The sequence below is a fragment of the Ruania suaedae genome (assembly GCF_021049265.1).
Classification (GTDB): Bacteria; Actinomycetota; Actinomycetes; order Actinomycetales; family Beutenbergiaceae; genus Ruania; species Ruania suaedae.
In genome coordinates this window covers 1169905-1185907 of record NZ_CP088018.1, presented here as the reverse complement: position 1 = coordinate 1185907, position 16003 = coordinate 1169905, and the positions used below count along the sequence as shown (strand labels likewise).

The following is a 16003-nucleotide window of genomic DNA, read 5'->3' as shown; positions in this document are numbered from 1 at the left end:
TCATCTGATATTGTCACCGTAGTCCGTTACACTCAGATGAGCAAGCAATGACGCATCATCTGTGATTCGGAGCGTGGCCGTGGACCCGGACGAGCTGTCGCTCATGCGCGACGTCAGCATCGACTTCCACCTCGAGGGCAAGTCGAAGGTCGAGATCGCCAGGGAGCACGGCCTCTCCCGGTTCCAGGTGGCCCGGCTGCTCACCACCGCCCGCGAACGCGGGATCGTGCGGGTGACCATCGCGCTTCCGGAGGAGTCGGAGGCCGAGCTCGGCGCCCAGATCGCGGCAGAGCTCGGGGTCCGCGTCCTCATCAGCGCGACTCATACCGACTCCTCCCAGCGGCGCGACCTCCTCGCGCGGACCGTCGCCGAGACGATTCGCGACCGGGTGCGCGAGGGGATGACGATCGGCATGTCGTGGTCGCGCACGATCGAACGCGCCAGCCTCCATCTCGATCACCTCGAGCCGTGCGATGTGGTCCAGCTCGTCGGAGCGATGCCGGTGGCCGGCAGTGGCGACTCGATGGAGATGATCCAGCGGCTGAAGACACTGCGCGGGGTCCGGACGTGGCCGATCTGGGCGCCGCTGGTGGTCCGGGATGCGGCCACGGCCGCCGGGCTGCGCGAGCAACCCCAGATCGCCGAGGCGCTCGCCAAGGCCGACACCCTCGACCTCGCCGTGGTCGCGATCGGTGGCTGGTCGCGCCAGGCCTCCACCGTCTATCCCAACATCGCCCCGCAGGACCGGGCCGAGGCCGAGGCAAGCGGCGCCGTCGGGGAGTGCTCCGGTCGCCTCTTCGACGCCCAGGGTCGTGATGTGCACACCACGCTCGACGAGCGGGTCGTCGCGGTCAGCCTGGACCAGTTACGTCGCACCCCCGAGGTGATCGCGTGCGGTTTCGGCTCCGGTGCGGCGCCGGCCGTGCGCGGGGCCGCCCTGGGCAACATCGCCTCCACGCTCGTGCTGGACACCGAGTGCGCCCGAGCCCTGGCGGAGCAGCAGCCGAGCTGATCCACGACGCGGGCTCAGTCCCCCAGCAGCGCCTCGACGGTGGCTCGCGCCCCGCGGGCGTGGAAGGAGTCCAGCGCCCAGCGGTAGTCCTCGACGAAGCGCGGGTGGTCGATCAGATCTCCGAACAGGTCGCGATCGCGCAGGAACGCGAGGGCGTCCTCGGACTGGCGCAGCGCGGCGGCGTGGACGCGGTCGGCGAGACGGTCCACGATCTCGATCGGCTCCCCCTGCTCATCGGTCCCCTCGGCGTAGCGAGCCCAGCTCGCCACGACGGCGGCCGAGAGACGGACCTGTCCGCCGCCGGCCAGGTTCTCGCGGATCACCGGGACCAACCAGGTCGGGATCCGGTCGGAGGACTCCGCGCACAGCCGGGCCACGGTGTCCTTCACGCCCGGGTTGGAGAACCGCTCGATCAGGGTGGCCTGATAGTCCTCGAGATCCACTCCCGGGACCGGCCGCAGGGTGGGCGCACCCTCCGCGTGCATGTAGGCCCGCAGGAACCGGGCGAACAGATCGTCCTGGCAGACCTCGTGCACGAGCCGGTAGCCCGCGAGGTACCCGACATAGGCGAGCGCCTGATGGCTGGCGTTGAGCAGCCGCAACTTCATCAGCTCATACGGCTCCACGTCCTCGACCACCTGCACCCCGGCGTCCTCGTACGGCGGGCGTCCGGCGGCGAACCTGTCCTCGAGCACCCACTGGGTGAAGGGCTCGGTGACCACCGGCCAGGCGTCGTCGATCCCGAGCCGCTCGGCGACGAAGGCGCGATCGGCGTCGGTGGTCACGGGCGTGATCCGGTCCACCATCGAGCTCGGGAAGGGCACCTCCCGCTCGATCCAGTCGGCAAGCCCGGGATCCTTGGCGCGCGCGAACGCCGAGAACATCCGGTGGGCAACCTCGCCGTTGCCCTGGATGTTGTCACAGCTCATCACCGTGAACGGCGCTGTGCCCGCCTCGCGCCGGCGCCGGAGCGCCTCGACGACGTACCCGAACGAGGTCGACGGCGTCGCCCCGGGTGCGAGATCGGCCTGCACGGACGCATCGGTCAGGTCGAACTCGCCGGTGACCGGGTGCACGTTGTACCCGCCCTCGGTGACGGTGAGCGAGACGATGCGCACCGCCGGATCCGTCAGGCGGGCCAGGGCACGCTCGGGGTCATCCGGGGCGTAGACGTAGTCGGCGATCGATCCGATCACACGCGCCTCGGCGTGGCCGTCGGCATGCTTGACGACGAGGGTGTAGAGGCCGTCCTGGGCGAGGAGGGCATCGCGCATCCGGACGTCGCCGGGGAGCAGGCCCAGGCCGCAGATCGCCCAGTCGTGCGCCGTGCCCTCGGCCATCAGCCGGTCGAGGTACATCGCCTGGTGGGCGCGATGGAATCCCCCCACACCCACGTGCACGATGCCGACCCGGAGTCCCGAGCGGTCGTAGCCGGGCACCTGGACGTCACCGTTCAGGCCGTGCAGGTTCTCGTCTGTGAGAGCGGTCATCATCGGCTCCTCGCGTCGGACGTCCCGCCGAGAATATCAGATGAGCAACGCGTCGAAATCAGATGAGCGAAGCGGCGATGTGCGGGGCGAGCGACCGGAAGGCCTGCCCGCGGTGGGAGATCGCGTTCTTCTCCTCCGGCGAGAGCTCCGCGCACGCACGGACCTCGCCGTCCGGTACCAGGATCGGGTCGTAGCCGAACCCGCCCTCCCCCCGGCGAGCAGTCAGGAGCGTGCCCCGCAGCGTGCCGATCTCCACGTGCTCGACGCCGTCGGGGGTGACCAGCGCAGCGACGCAGACGAAGGCGGCACCGCGGTGCGCGGCGGGCACGTCGGCCAGCTGGGCGAGCAGGAGGTCGAGGTTGGCTGCGTCGTCGCCGTGCCTGCCCGCCCAGCGGGCGGAGAAGATGCCCGGCGCCCCGCCGAGGACGTCCACGGCCAGGCCGGAGTCGTCGGCCACCGCGGCGACGCCGGTATGAGCCACCAGCGCACGTGCCTTGATGATCGCGTTCTCGGTGAAGGTGACCCCGTCCTCGACGGGCTCACCCGCGCCGACGTCCCCGGCGCCCACCACACCCTCGGCAGGCACGCCGGCGGCAGCGAGGATGGCCCGCAACTCGCCCACCTTGTGCTGGTTGTGCGTGGCGAGCACCAGACGAGGGACGCTCACGCGAGCGGCCCCGGGGCTGCGGGCCGCGCGAGCGGCTCGGCCAGCGCAGCCGCCTGCAGTTCGGTGAGGCGGGCGGTGCCAGCCACTGCGAGGTCGAGGAGGGAGTCGAGCTCGGCGCGATGGAACGGCGCTCCTTCCGCGGTGCCCTGCACCTCCACGAACGATCCCGCCCCCGTGACCACGACGTTCATGTCGGTCTCGGCGCGCACATCCTCGACGTAGGGGAGGTCGAGCACCGGTGTTCCGTCGACGATGCCTACGCTGACGGCGGCCACGGAGTCGGTCAGCACGCTCGCACCGGCCTTGACCCCGCCGTTCTCCCGGCCCCAGGCGATGGCATCAGCGAGAGCCACGTAGGCGCCGGTGATGGCGGCGGTGCGGGTGCCGCCGTCGGCCTGCAGCACGTCGCAGTCGAGCACGATGGTGTTCTCACCGAGGGCGGAGACGTCGATGATGGCGCGCAGCGAGCGGCCGATGAGGCGGGAGATCTCGTGGGTGCGGCCACCGATCCGGCCCTTGACGGACTCACGGTCGGAGCGGGAGTTGGTGGAGCGGGGCAGCATGGCGTACTCGGCGGTCACCCAGCCGAGCCCCGACCCCTTGCGCCAGCGCGGCACACCCTCGGTGAACGAGGCCGTGCACAGCACCCGGGTGCCGCCGAACTCGACGAGCACGCTCCCCTCGGCCTGGTCGGACCAGCCGCGGTGGAAGGTCACGGGGCGGAGCTCGTCGGGGCGGCGGCCGTCGGCGCGGTTGGCGGTGGTGGTCACTGTGCTGTCGGTCATGGCATCGAGCCTACGGCAGCGGCTACCTGCTCCCACCCGCCGGTACCGACGCGAATCGCCCGCCGGCCTGGCTCGCAGGTCGACGGGCGATTCGCCCACGCATTCGCGCGCTCAGCCGGTGTTCTGCAGCCCGGCCGCCACGCCGTTGACGGTGAGCAGCATGAGACGGCGGATCGCCTCGTCCTGCTCGCCGTCCGAGCCGTCCTCGGCCCGCAGCGCGCGCAGCGAGCGCAGCTGCAGCAGCGAGAGGGCATCCACGTAGGGGCTGCGCAGCATCACCGCACGGCCGAGCACCCGGTGCCCGGCGAGCAACCGTTCCTGCTCGGTGATGTCGACGATCCACTGCCTGGTCAGCGCGAGCTCGTCCAGGACCAGCTGCGCGAGGTCGTCCCGGTCACCCAGCGCCAGGTACCGGCGGGCGATCCGCTCGTCGGTCTTGGCCAGCGACATCTCGACGTTGTCGATCATCGTGGCGAACAGCGGCCACCGCCGGTAGGCCTCGCGCAGGCGCTCGACGTCCCCGACGCCGGCGAGGGCGGTGCCGAGACCGAACCAGCCGGTGAGGTTGATGCGGGCCTGGGTCCAGGCGAACACCCACGGGATGGCCCGCAGGTCCTCGAGCGACTCCATGCTCAGCCCGCGGCGGGCCGGGCGGGACCCGAGGGGCAGCCAGCCGACCTCCTCCTGCGGTGTGACCTCGCCGAACCAGGCCGGGAACCCCTCGGTGTGGACGAGCTCGTAGAACCGGTCGCGGGAGACCTTGTCCATCGTGGCCGCGATGTCGGCGAAGTCATGGGCAGCAGTCGAGTTGCGCGACTCGATGGTCGGCGTGGACTGCAGCAGGGTCGCCGCGGCCACCTGCTCGATGTGACGCTGGGCGATCACCGGGTCCCCGTAACGGGCGAAGATGACCTCACCCTGCTCGGTGAGCTTGAACCGGCCGTCCACCGAGCCCGGCGGCTGGGCGAGCACGGCGCGGTTGGCCGGGCCGCCGCCGCGGCCGAGTGCGCCGCCGCGGCCGTGGAAGAGGGTGAGCGTGATGTCATGCTTGGCCGCCCATTGGGCGATGCGCTCCTGCGCGTCGTAGAGCGCCAGGGTCGCCGAGACGGGTCCGACGTCCTTGGAGGAGTCGGAGTAGCCGAGCATCACCTCGACGCGACGCCCGGTCGCCTCCAGCCGTGCCTGGACCTGAGGCAGTGTGAGCATCTCCTCGAGCACATCGGTGCTCGCCTGGAGGTCGGCGAAGGTCTCGAACAGCGGGATGACGTCGAGCGTCGGCGCGTCCTCGGCCGAACCGAGCGCCTCCTCGGCCAGCCGGTACACGGCGGCGATGTCGGCGGCGCAGGTGGTGAAGGAGATGATGTAGCGGTGCGCGGCGAGCTCGCCGTGGCGGCGCTGGATCGAGGCGATCGTGCGCAGCGTCTCGAGCACCTCCTGGCTCATCTCGCTCAGCTCGCCGCCGGAGTCGATGTCCTCGAGCGTCTGGTTGTGCACCTTGGAGTGCTGGCGCACCTCGAGCTCGGCGAGGTGGAAACCGAAGGTCTTGACCTGCCAGATCAGGTCCTGCACCTCACCGTAGGCCTGGCGCGCGTCACCCGCGGCGGCGAGCGAGGACTGCACGGCGGCGAGGTCGGCCAGCAACTCGTCCGGGTGCTCGTAGCCCAGGTCCGCATCGCGGCGGCGGGTGGCAGCGATGCGTGCGGCGATCACGAGCATCACGCGCCGGTACGGCTCGTTCGGGGACCGGCCGGCGATGTCGTCGGTCAGCTCGGTCGAGAGCTGCCGCTGGCGGTTCCACAGCGACTCCAGCTCCTCGGAGGCCGGGGTGGTGTCCGCCCCCAAGGTGAGCGCGCGCCCGATCCGGTCGGCGGCCTCCTCCAGAGCGGTCAGCACGTGCTCGGAGGCGATGGCCGCCGCCGATCGGGTGATCGAGGAGGTGACGTTCGGGTTGCCGTCCCGGTCGGCGCCGATCCAGCTCCCCAGGCGCACGAATGCCGGTGCCTGCAGCGGCGCCGGCGAGTCCGGGTCCTGCAGCAGCGCGTCGACCTTGCGGTACATCTGCGGCAGGGCATCGAAGAGGGTCTGGTCGAAGATCCCCATGGCGGTGCGCACCTCGTCCAGCGGGGTGGGCTTGGTGCTGCGCAGCGGGGAGGTGCGCCACAGCCGGTCGATCTGGGAGAGCAGCTGGCGGCGGTTCGCCTCCATGCCGGCCTCCCCCAGCCGCGGATCGTCCCGCTCGCCGAGGAGCTCGGAGATGCTCCGGATGCTGGCGGCCACCGCGCGGCGGCGGGCCTCGGTCGGGTGCGCCGTCAGGACGGGGCGGAACTCGAGGCCGTCGAGGCGTCGGCGGGCCTCCTCCGCCCCGACCTCCTCGATGAGGAAGTTCCAGGCTCCGGTGAGGGAGTCCTCAGGAGCGCGGCCGGTGGCCGTGCGGCCACCGGCGCGCGAGCGCAGGGCCCGGACGCGGTGGAACTCCTCGGCGAGGTTGACGAGGTGGAAGTAGCAGGTGAAGGCGCGGGCCACCTTCTCGGCGCGGTCGAGGCTGAAGGACTCCACCAGTTCCTCGGCCCGGGTGAAGGCGTCACTGCTCGCGTCGTCGTAGGCGGAGATGGTCAGCTCGCGCAGCCGCTCCACGTCGGCCAGCAGTTCGGGCCCGCCGCTCTCGGTGAGGACGGTGCCGAGGAGCTCGCCGAGGAGCCGGACATCATGCCGGAGCGCGTCCGGCATCTCGAGCACTGCGCCCGTCCGGGAGCCGGTGGCGATCCCGTTCGCGGGGGTGGTCACGGTCGCTTCCGATGCATCGGTCATAGCGCCGAGACTACCGAGCCTTTACCACTGCGTGACACCCGCGTCCGGTGCGAGGACGATCACACGGGACGCAGCGCACGCCGGGGCCCGCGTCTCGGCGGCCCGGCTGTGATGCGGCTCACACCGGTGGGCACGGGGCTCAGCCGATCGGCCAGGTCACCCCGGGCCGCGCCAGTTCGACGGGCCCGTCGTAGGCGGACCGGGCCTCGTGGGCGACCTGCTCGCTGTCCACCCACGGCTGGATGTGGGTGAGCAGCAGTCGGCGCACGGCTGCCTCGGCCGCGGCCTCGCCGGCCCGCCGGCCGGTGAGGTGGATGCCGCGGGGTGCCGGGCACGGTTCGCTGAAGGCCGCCTCGCACAGGAACAGATCGGCCTCGTGCGCGGCCGCGGTCAGGCCCTCACAGGTGTCGGTGTCGCCGCTGTAGGTCAGCACCACGCGACCGCCGCTCTCGCCGGGGCCCTCGATGCGGATGGCGTAGGCCGGCACCGGATGGCGGACCTCGTGCACCCGCACGCTCATCGGCCCGATCCGCAGGTCCTGGCCCGCCTGCCACGGCCGGATGTCGAACTCGTCGTCGACGCTCTCGCCATGACCGCACACCTCGGCGACCCGGCCGGCGGTCCCCGCCGGTCCGTGGACGGTCACGGCCGGGTAGGGACCCTGCGGCCCGTACCGGAGGTAGACGTGCAGCGCCGCGGCGTCGACCATGTGATCGGCGTGCAGGTGGGACAGCAGCACCGCGTCCACCGACGCCGGGTCGACCCTGCCCAGCAGCTGCCCGAACGCACCCGACCCCAGGTCGAGGACGAGCCGCCAGGTCCGGTCGCCGTCGTCGGCCTCCACCAGGTAGGAGGAGGAGGCCGAGTCCGGCCCCGAGACCGATCCCGAACAGCCGAGGACGACGAGCCTCATCGCCTGGCCACCACCGGGATCTCGCCGGTGATCTCGGCTGCGGACTCCGCCCCGACCTCGGGGCCGAGGAAGCGCCGCGCAAGGGCGGTGAAGGCCGCCGGGTCGCCGGTGCTGAGGAAGGCGTGGCGCCCGGGTGCGCTCGTCTCCTGCTCGATACCGTGCGCCACCAGGGCCGCGTAGACGTCCTTGGCGGTCTCCTCCGCACTGCTGACCAGCGTGACGGCGTCCCCCACCACGTACTGGACCACTCCCGTCAGCAGGGGGTAGTGCGTGCACCCGAGCACGAGCGTGTCCACGTCCGCGGCCAGCACGGGGGCGAGGTACTCACGCGCCACACCGAGCAGCTCGGGCCCGGACGTCACGCCCCGCTCGACGAACTCCACGAAGCGAGGGGCCGCCGTCGTGGTCAGCTGCAGGTGCGGCGCGGCGGCGAAGGCGTCCTCGTAGGCGCGTGAGTCGATCGTGGCGCGGGTGCCGATCACGCCGATCCGGCCTGAGCGGGTAGCGGCGACGGCGCGGCGCACGGCCGGCTGGATCACCTCGATCACGGGCACTCCGCGCGCGATGGTGTAGCGCTCCCGGGCATCGCGCAGGACCGCGGCCGAAGCGGAGTTGCAGGCGATCACCAGCATCTTCACACCGGAGGCGACCAGATCGTCCATCACGGCGAGTGCATGGGCGCGCACCTGCGCGATCGGGAGCGGGCCGTACGGGCCGTGCGCGGTGTCACCGACGTAGCGGACCGATTCGTTCGGCAGCTGATCGATCACCGCCCGTGCGACCGTCAGGCCTCCGACGCCGGAGTCGAAGATGCCGATGGGTGCGTCGCTCACCTCCACGAGCGTAGGCGCGGTGGGGCGAGCACGCACCGCTCAGTCCTCGAGTGTGGGCAGCATCACCTGCAGCAGCGACTCCTGCAACCAGGTCAACGCGGAGTAGAGCATGGCGAGAGCTTCCCGGACGCGGTCGCCGTCCTCCTCTGCCCCGGACCCGGCGGCCGCGTGCAGCGTCTCGGCGTCCTCCTCGGTCCGGATCTCGAGCCGCTGTGCCACCACGAGCCGGACGTCGTTGAGTGCGCTCGCCCAGTCCATCGCGTGCTCGGGACTCACGCGCAGCTCCTCACCCGGGCCCCGCAACGCCGCCCACACCATCCGCAGCCGAGCGGTCTTGGTCTCCCGCAGGTCCGCCTCGGTCAGCCGGCGGAACTCCGCCGAGACCTCCTCGTCGGTGACGCTCGCGTCCGGGAGCAGCCGCGCGAGCGCCGGGTCCGCGGGGGTGGTGACGGCTTCGGCCGACCAGGCGAGCCCCGCCAGCGGGTCCTCGCCGTCCGCCTCCGGCACGGCGACGCCGTCGGGAGGGTCCTGTGCCACCGGCGCGCCGAGCAGTTCGCAGGTGTCGGCCACGACGCGGGCGAGGATGGTGCGCTCCTGCGCGCCCACGTGGGCGACGAAGGCGCCCCGGCGGCGCACGAACGCGCGCATCAGTCGCCGTCCTGGGCGAGGGTGGCCCACAGCCCGAACGAGTGCATGGCCTGCACGTCGATCTCCATCTTCTCCCGGCTGCCGTGGGAGACCGTGCTGCGACCCTGCGTGTGCACCTGCATCATCAAGCGGGTCGCCTTCTCCTCGGAGTAACCGAAGTAGCTGCGGAAGACGTAGGTCACGTAGCTCATCAGGTTGACCGGGTCGTTCCAGACGATGGTGCGCCACGGCCGGTCCGGCGCGAGGGACTCAGCAGCGTCGGTGACGGACTCGGTGTCCGGCGTGCTGACGGGTGTGCTGGCGAGGACCATGGCACCCAGGGTACGGATCCGGGTGAGCGCAGGCAGCCCCCGCCGCCTGGCGGATACGGTGGCTCCATGGCTGCCGCTTCTCCCAGTTCCGCTCCCAGCTCGGCACTGCTCACCGATCGGTACGAGCTGACGATGCTGCAGGCCGCGCTCGCCGACGGTACCGCCGCGCGCCGGTGCGTCTTCGAGGTCTTCACCCGCCGGCTACCGGCCGGCCGGCGCTACGGCGTGGTGGCCGGGACCGGCCGGGTGCTCGAGGCACTGCGCACGTTCCGCTTCACCGACGCCGAGCTGGACTTCCTGCGTGAGGGCGCGATCGTCAACGACCAGACGCTCGGTTTCCTGGCCGACTACCGATTCACCGGCGACATCCACGGTTACGCCGAAGGGGAGGTGTTCTTCCCCGGGTCCCCGCTGCTGACGGTTGAGGCCTCCTTCGCCGAGGGGGTGCTGCTGGAGACGCTGGTGCTCTCGATCCTCAACTACGACTCGGCCGTCGCCTCGGCGGCCTCCCGGATGACGAGCGCCGCCGGCACGCGCCCGTGCCTGGAGATGGGCGGGCGCCGGGCGCACGAGTACGCCGCCGTCGCGGCCGCACGGGCGGCGGTGGTGGGCGGATTCGCCGGCACCTCCAACCTGGAGGCCGGCCGGCGGTACGGGCTCGGCACGATGGGAACCGCCGCGCACGCCTTCACGCTGCTGCACGACGACGAACCCTCGGCCTTCGCCTCCCAGGTGGCCTCCTTCGGTGCGGGCACCACCCTGCTGGTGGACACCTACGACATCACCGAGGGGGTGCGCCGGGCGATCGCGGCGGCCGGGACCGGTCTGGACGCGGTCCGACTGGACTCCGGGGACCTGGGCCAGGTGGCACGCGAGGTGCGCGAGCAGCTCGACTCCCTCGGCGCGACGGGGACGAAGATCGTCGTCTCCTCGGACCTGGACGAGCACGCGATCGCCTCGCTCGCCGCGGCGCCGGTCGACTCCTACGGGGTCGGCACCTCGGTGGTCACCGGTTCCGGTGCACCCACCTGCGGCATGGTCTACAAGCTCGTCCAGCGCGAGAACAGCGCCGGCGAGATGGAGGCGGTGCAGAAGGCATCGGCGTCGAAGGCGAGCGTGGGCGGGCGCAAGGCGGCCGCACGGCGCGTCGACACCGCGGGCCGCGCCGTCGAGGAAGTGGTGGTCAGCGGCGCCCTCGCCGGGTGGGAACCGGGCGGGGAGGGCCTGCGCGGGCTGCACGTGCCGCTGGTCCTGGACGGCGTGGTGCAACCAGGATGGACCGGGCCGGAGGGCGTGCGGAGGGCGGCCGAGCGGCACCACGGCTCCCGTGAGGAGCTCTCCCCGTACGCCCGCCGCCTCTCGGCCGGGGACCCGGCCATCCCGACGACGCACGCCGAGGCCTGACGGGCCCAGTCCTCGGTCCCGGCCCCCAGGGGCCGAATATTTGACCCTTTCGACCCATCGACCCTGAATGTCAGGCCCCGACGACGGCGACGCCTCGCCGCGCGGGGACGCGTCCCACTCCAGGGGTCAATTCTTCGGCCCCTGGGGCCGGTTCACCCTGACTTCCGGGCCCCTTCTCCGCGCGAAGCCCGGTCGCCCTCAGCCGCGCGAATCCCGATCGCCAGTCGAGGGCCTCGCCGGCCGCCGGCTCAGGACTGGCCGACGAACCAGCGACGGACCTTGGTGATCCGGGTGCGCAGGTGCTCGGCGGAGGCCGTGGCGACCTCGCCGCCGCCGGAGTGCTCCCGCAGGCGCGTGTGGACCACGCCGTGCGGCGTGCCGCTGCGGCGAGCCCAGGCCTTGACGAGCTGGTTGAGCTCCTTGCGCAGCTCCGCCACGACGCGGTGATCGTCCACCGCCGCCGGCTCGGGGGCACCCTGACGTCGGCGGGCCGCCACGTGGTCGGCCTGGCGTGAGCGCAGCAGCGTGGTGACCTGGTCGGCGTCGAGCAGGCCGGGGATGCCGAGGAAGTCCTGCTCCTCCTCCGAGCCCATCTCGGCGCCCATGCCGAACTCGCCGCCGTCGAAGAGCACCTTGTCGAAGGAGGCCTGCGCCTCCAGCGCCTCGAACCCGGGCAGGGTCAGCTCCTCGGAGGCCTTCTCGTCCCGGTTCGCCGCTGCCAACTCGGCGTCCTCGGCCGCGAAGATCTCGACCGTCTCATCGCCCACCGACTTGCGGTCGAGGGCGTGATCGCGCTCGGCTTCCATCTCGTTCGCGAGCGCCAGCAGCACCGGCACCGAGGGCAGGAAGATCGAGGCCGTCTCGCCCCGCTTGCGGGCGCGCACGAAGCGCCCCACCGCCTGGGCGAAGAACAGCGGTGTGGCCGTCGAGGTGGCATACACCCCGATCGCCAGCCGCGGCACGTCCACACCCTCGGAGACCATCCGCACCGCCACCATCCAGCGCTGGTCGCCCTGCGCGTACTCCTCGATCCGGCGGGAGGCGTCGGAGTCGTCGGAGAGCACCACCACCGGTGGCCTCCCGGTGAGGCGCTGCAGGTGGGCGGCGTAGGCGCGGGCCTTGGTCTGGTCGGTGGCGATCACCAGGCCGCCGGCGTCGGGCACGTGCCGGCGCACCTCGGTCAGCCGCCGGTCAGCCGCTGCCAGCACCGACGGGATCCACTCCCCCTCCGGGTCCAGCGCTGTGCGCCAGGCCTGGCCGATCATGTCCTTGGTGAGCGGTTCGCCGAGGCGGGCGCTGACCTCGTCCCCGGCCTTCGTGCGCCAGCGCATCTGGCCCGAGTAGGACAGGAAGATCACCGGCCGGACCACGTGATCGCGGAGCGCGTCACCGTAGCCGTAGGTGTGGTCGGCGCGGGAGCGCCGGATCCCGTCGGCATCGGGCTCGTAGGTGATGAACGGGATCGGGGAGGTGTCGGACCGGAACGGCGTCCCGGTCAGCGACAGCCTGCGGGTGGCCGACTCGAAGGCCTCCCTGATCGCATCGCCCCACGAGAGCGCATCGCCGGCGTGGTGCACCTCGTCCAGGATCACCAGCGTGCGGGCATTCTCGGTGCGTGCGCGGTGCAGGTTCGGGTTGGCCGCCACCTGCGCGTAGGTGAGGGCGACGCCGTCGTAGGCCGCGCCCTGGCGGCCCTGGGCGTTGCGGAAGTTCGGGTCGATCCGGATACCGACCCGGCCCGCCGCGTCGGCCCACTGCGTCTTGAGGTGCTCGGTCGGCGCGACGACGGTCACGCGCTGGATCATCCGCTGCTCCAGCAGCTCGGTGGCCACCCGCAGCGCGAAGGTCGTCTTCCCGGCGCCCGGCGTGGCCACGGCCAGGAAGTCGCGCGGGTTGCGCGCCAGGTAGGACTCCAGCGCGGCGGCCTGCCAGGCGCGCAGCCGGGAGGCGGTGCCCCAGGGTGCGCGTGCCGGATAGGCGGGCGGAAGGTTGGAGGCCGCACTCGTCGAGCCCGCCGGCACGGCCGGCATGGTGGAGGCTGTCCCGCTGCTCTGCGTGGTGGCCGAAGTGTTCGGCCCCGTCACTTCTTGGAGCCGAAGCCGAAGAATCCGCGGCGCCCGCCGGAGTCCTCGCCGTCGCCGCCGCCGCCGGTCATGCTCTCGTAGATCTCCTTGCACGCCGGGCAGATCGGGTACTTCTTCGGGTCCCGGTTCGGGGTCCACACCTTGCCGCAGAGTGCCACCACCGGCCCACCGGAGACGGAGGCGGCGGTGATCTTCTCCTTCTTCACATAGTGCGAGTAGCGCTCGGCATCCCCGGGTGAGGCCTGCTCGCGCGTCTCCTCGCGCTCCAGCACGTCCGTGGATCCTCCAGCGCGCTGGGGGTCCTGATGCGTCGGCTCGCTCGGCTGGCTCATACCACCAGTGTACGAAACCCGGACCGGGCTTGCGTGACGGGAACGCGAGGAGTCCCGGACATGACGAAGGGGCGCGGGATCACTCCCACGCCCCTTCCGACGGCGGCCGTCAGCGGCCGCCCTGGATCACTTGGTGACGGCCTTCTTCAGGGCCGAACCGGCGGAGACCTTGACGCCGTAGCCGGCCGGGATCTGGATCTCCTCGCCCGTGCGCGGGTTGCGTCCGGTGCGAGCGGCGCGCTCGACGCGCTCCACGGAGAGCAGGCCGGTGACCTTGACGGCCTCGCCCTTGCCGAGGGACTCCACGAGGACCTCCTGCAGCGCGCCCAGGGCGGCGTCGGCGTCGGTCTTGGTCAGTCCAGCCTTCTCGGCGATGGCGGCAACGAGCTCAGTGCGGTTGACGGACACGGAGTTTTCCCTTCGTTCGTGGCCGCTCCCCGATCGGGGAGCGCTGCGGTCACACTACGACGACGGCCGCCGTGTGCGGGCATTTCGACGGCGTTTCTCGGCGTGTTTCCGCCATTTCGACCGGATCGACGGCGGACAGTCTTCACAGCAGTCACATGCATCACATCTGTCACATCTGGTCCACGCCGGGTGTGTAGCCGCGGCGCCGGGCTGTTGCGGTGTCCACGAGGCATCAGGAGCGAGACCGGGGATCGTCGATACCCTGGACACGTGAGTGACGAGTACCTGGGCCCCGACCTGCTGGCGAGGATCCGCGAGCGTGCCGGGCGCTACGACCACGACAACGACTTCTTCGACGAGGACCTGCGCGACCTGGTCGATGCCGGCTACCTGGCCGTGCACGTGCCCGCCGGGCTCGGTGGTGGCGGCGCGAGCCTGCGTGACCTCACCCGCGCCCAGCGCAGCCTCGCCGGTGCAGCGCCGGCCACGGCGCTGGCGGTGAACATGCACCACGTGTGGGTCGCCGTGGCGAACGTGGTGCACGCCCGCGGTGAGGACTTCGCCGACGAGGTGCTCACCGGCGCCGCCGCCGGCGAGATCTATGCCTTCGGCATCTCCGAGCCGGGCAACGACCTCATGCTCTTCGGCTCCACGTCCGAGGCCGACCCCGACGGCGAGGGCGGCTACCGCTTCAGCGGGACGAAGATCTTCACCTCCCTCTCGCCCGCGTGGACCCGCCTGGGCGTGTTCGGCACCGATGCCAGCAGCCCGGACGCCCCGAAGTCGGTTTTCGCGTTCCTGGACCGGGAGGAGGTCAGCGCCGATCGCGTCGAGATTCTCGACGACTGGGACACCCTCGGCCAGCGGGCGTCGCAGTCCCGGACGACGATCCTGCGGCGTGCGCACGCCCCCGCCGATCGCGTGATCCGCCGGATCGATCCGGGGCCGAGCAACGATCCGTTGATCTTCGGCATCTTCGCCTGCTTCGAGATCCTGCTCGCCTCGGTCTACACCGGTATCGCCGAGCGTGCCCTGACGCTGGCAGCCGAGGCCGCGCAGCGCCGGACCTCGCGGAAGAACGACGGGGCCACCCTGGCCGCCGACCCGGACGTCCGCCGCCGGATCGCGAGTGCCGGCATCCGCCTGGACGGCGTGGGGCAGCAGATCGAGGCCCTCGCCCGGGACGTCGACGAGCGGGCCGACCACGGCGAGCTCTGGTTCCCGCGGCTGTCGGCCCTGAAGTGGCGGGCGACCGAGGTGGCCCGCGAGGTGGTGACAGCCTCGGTCCAGGTGGCCGGCGGAGCGGCCTACCGCAGCGAGCACGAGCTGAGCCGCCTCTACCGGGACGTGCTCGCGGGCATGTTCCACCCCAGCAGCGAGGACTCTGCGCACGCGGCGATGGCAGGCGTGCTGCTGGGCCCCCTCCCCCGCTGACCCGCAGCGCAGCTCCCCGGGCCCAGGCATCGCGGCGGGGCGGATAGCATGCAGGAAGATCCCTGCCACCCGACGAAGGAGCACAGTGCCCATGGCCGGTACGGTCCTGCAGGCCCACGAACTCTGGGGTGGCTACCCCGGCAACGAGGTCATCCGCGGCGTCGACCTGACGATCACCTCCGGAGACTCCCCGGTCGGCATCATCGGACCCTCCGGCATCGGCAAGACGACCCTGGCGCGGCTGCTGCGCGGAAGCCTGCGGCCCACCCGCGGCGACGTCACCTACGACGGGCGGTCGGTGAGCCGGTTGCCCCGGAAGGTGAAGAAGGACTTCACCGCGGCCGTGCGGTTCCAGTCGCAGGACTCCCTGAGCATCTCCGACCCCCGGCTGACGGTGGCGGGCAATCTCAAGGTGGCGCTGAAGGAGGCTCGGAAGGCGGGTCGCACCCACGCGACCTCGACCGCGGAGCTGCTGGACGCCGTCGCCCTCCCGGAGCAGTTCGCCACCCGGGTGATGATCACCCTCTCCGGCGGTGAGCGCCAGCGGGTGGCGCTGGCCACGGCACTGGCCACCCGGCCCGAGATCCTGGTGCTGGACGAGCCGTTCACCGCGGTGGACCCGCAGTCGCGCGGGGACATGGCCCGGAGTCTGGGGGCACTGCTGGCACGGCTGGGTACGGCCGCAGTGGTCATCACCCATGATCTGGAGCTGGTGGAGCGGATGTGCCCGACCGTGCACTTCCTGGCCGACGGTCAGTTCGTGGCCAGCGGCCCGATCGGTGAGATCCTCGCCCGCCGCGAGCACCCGGCCGTCCGGGAGATCGCCGAGGCCGCCCCGCTGGCCGTGCAGCGCTTCCGCTGAGCTGCCGGCACG

At 71.9% G+C, this 16003-nt stretch carries 15 protein-coding genes; 4 read left to right on the top strand and 11 right to left on the bottom strand.

The window, feature by feature from the left end:
- Positions 1-73: 73 nt before the first annotated feature.
- Positions 74-1012, top strand: a complete 939-nt coding sequence (locus tag LQF12_RS05360; protein ID WP_231054953.1) for a sugar-binding transcriptional regulator — start codon at positions 74-76, stop codon at positions 1010-1012.
- A gap of 14 nt (positions 1013-1026) precedes the next feature.
- Here LQF12_RS05360 and LQF12_RS05355 read toward each other — a convergent pair whose 3' ends face one another.
- The 8 genes from LQF12_RS05355 to clpS form a co-directional block, all read right to left on the bottom strand.
- Complete coding sequence (locus tag LQF12_RS05355; RefSeq protein WP_231054952.1) at positions 1027-2502, bottom strand: mannitol dehydrogenase family protein; 1476 nt, start codon at positions 2500-2502, stop codon at positions 1027-1029.
- A 58-nt stretch (positions 2503-2560) separates the two neighbouring features.
- Positions 2561-3169, bottom strand: coding sequence for an RdgB/HAM1 family non-canonical purine NTP pyrophosphatase (rdgB, locus tag LQF12_RS05350; RefSeq protein ID WP_231054951.1), 609 nt, complete (start codon positions 3167-3169; stop codon positions 2561-2563).
- Entirely contained in the window at positions 3166-3954 is a 789-nt protein-coding gene (gene rph, locus LQF12_RS05345) for a ribonuclease PH (RefSeq protein WP_231054950.1), read from the bottom strand. Before rph ends, rdgB begins: the two co-directional genes overlap by 4 nt.
- 111 nt (positions 3955-4065) lie before the next feature.
- On the bottom strand, positions 4066-6762 hold the full coding sequence (locus tag LQF12_RS05340; RefSeq protein WP_435531218.1) for a phosphoenolpyruvate carboxylase: 2697 nt from the start codon (positions 6760-6762) through the stop codon (positions 4066-4068).
- A 139-nt stretch (positions 6763-6901) separates the two neighbouring features.
- Positions 6902-7675 carry an MBL fold metallo-hydrolase gene (locus LQF12_RS05335; protein WP_231054949.1) on the bottom strand — a complete coding sequence of 258 codons (774 nt, stop codon included), beginning with the start codon at positions 7673-7675 and terminating at the stop codon, positions 6902-6904.
- Positions 7672-8508, bottom strand: a complete 837-nt coding sequence (murI, locus tag LQF12_RS05330; protein WP_231054948.1) for a glutamate racemase — start codon at positions 8506-8508, stop codon at positions 7672-7674. The genes LQF12_RS05335 and murI overlap by 4 nt, the downstream gene beginning before the upstream one ends.
- A 39-nt stretch (positions 8509-8547) precedes the next feature.
- Positions 8548-9156: a DUF2017 domain-containing protein gene (locus LQF12_RS05325; RefSeq protein ID WP_231054947.1), complete on the bottom strand. Its 609-nt coding sequence runs from the start codon at positions 9154-9156 to the stop codon at positions 8548-8550.
- Entirely contained in the window at positions 9156-9467 is a 312-nt protein-coding gene (clpS, locus tag LQF12_RS05320) for an ATP-dependent Clp protease adapter ClpS (RefSeq protein WP_231054946.1), read from the bottom strand. Before clpS ends, LQF12_RS05325 begins: the two co-directional genes overlap by 1 nt.
- Before the next feature lie 66 nt (positions 9468-9533).
- On the opposite strand from clpS, the gene LQF12_RS05315 reads away from it, so the two are divergent.
- Positions 9534-10871: a nicotinate phosphoribosyltransferase gene (locus LQF12_RS05315; protein ID WP_231054945.1), complete on the top strand. Its 1338-nt coding sequence runs from the start codon at positions 9534-9536 to the stop codon at positions 10869-10871.
- A 248-nt stretch (positions 10872-11119) separates the two neighbouring features.
- Here LQF12_RS05315 and LQF12_RS05310 read toward each other — a convergent pair whose 3' ends face one another.
- The 3 genes from LQF12_RS05310 to LQF12_RS05300 all read right to left on the bottom strand — a co-directional run bounded on the left by LQF12_RS05310 (position 11120) and on the right by LQF12_RS05300 (position 13695).
- On the bottom strand, positions 11120-12901 hold the full coding sequence (locus tag LQF12_RS05310; RefSeq protein ID WP_231054944.1) for a DEAD/DEAH box helicase: 1782 nt from the start codon (positions 12899-12901) through the stop codon (positions 11120-11122).
- Between the two features lie 50 nt (positions 12902-12951).
- Positions 12952-13287 carry a DUF3039 domain-containing protein gene (locus LQF12_RS05305; protein ID WP_231054943.1) on the bottom strand — a complete coding sequence of 112 codons (336 nt, stop codon included), beginning with the start codon at positions 13285-13287 and terminating at the stop codon, positions 12952-12954.
- 126 nt (positions 13288-13413) lie between these two features.
- Positions 13414-13695 (bottom strand): HU family DNA-binding protein, encoded by a 282-nt coding sequence (locus LQF12_RS05300; RefSeq protein ID WP_231054942.1) that lies wholly within the window; start codon positions 13693-13695, stop codon positions 13414-13416.
- 270 nt (positions 13696-13965) lie between these two features.
- On the opposite strand from LQF12_RS05300, the gene LQF12_RS05295 reads away from it, so the two are divergent.
- Positions 13966-15129, top strand: a complete 1164-nt coding sequence (locus LQF12_RS05295; protein WP_231054941.1) for an acyl-CoA dehydrogenase family protein — start codon at positions 13966-13968, stop codon at positions 15127-15129.
- A gap of 91 nt (positions 15130-15220) precedes the next feature.
- On the top strand, positions 15221-15991 hold the full coding sequence (locus LQF12_RS05290; RefSeq protein WP_231054940.1) for an ABC transporter ATP-binding protein: 771 nt from the start codon (positions 15221-15223) through the stop codon (positions 15989-15991).
- Positions 15992-16003: the final 12 nt, after the last annotated feature.

Coding starts and splice junctions, on each gene's coding strand:
- LQF12_RS05355 (WP_231054952.1), bottom strand. CDS start 2,502: ATGACCGCTCTCACAGACGAGAACCTGCACGGCCTGAACGGTGACGTC.
- rph (WP_231054950.1), bottom strand. CDS start 3,954: ATGACCGACAGCACAGTGACCACCACCGCCAACCGCGCCGACGGCCGC.
- LQF12_RS05340 (WP_435531218.1), bottom strand. CDS start 6,762: ATGACCGATGCATCGGAAGCGACCGTGACCACCCCCGCGAACGGGATC.
- LQF12_RS05335 (WP_231054949.1), bottom strand. CDS start 7,675: ATGAGGCTCGTCGTCCTCGGCTGTTCGGGATCGGTCTCGGGGCCGGAC.
- LQF12_RS05325 (WP_231054947.1), bottom strand. CDS start 9,156: ATGCGCGCGTTCGTGCGCCGCCGGGGCGCCTTCGTCGCCCACGTGGGC.
- clpS (WP_231054946.1), bottom strand. CDS start 9,467: ATGGTCCTCGCCAGCACACCCGTCAGCACGCCGGACACCGAGTCCGTC.
- LQF12_RS05315 (WP_231054945.1), top strand. CDS start 9,534: ATGGCTGCCGCTTCTCCCAGTTCCGCTCCCAGCTCGGCACTGCTCACC.
- LQF12_RS05310 (WP_231054944.1), bottom strand. CDS start 12,901: ATGCCGGCCGTGCCGGCGGGCTCGACGAGTGCGGCCTCCAACCTTCCG.
- LQF12_RS05305 (WP_231054943.1), bottom strand. CDS start 13,287: ATGAGCCAGCCGAGCGAGCCGACGCATCAGGACCCCCAGCGCGCTGGA.
- LQF12_RS05290 (WP_231054940.1), top strand. CDS start 15,221: ATGGCCGGTACGGTCCTGCAGGCCCACGAACTCTGGGGTGGCTACCCC.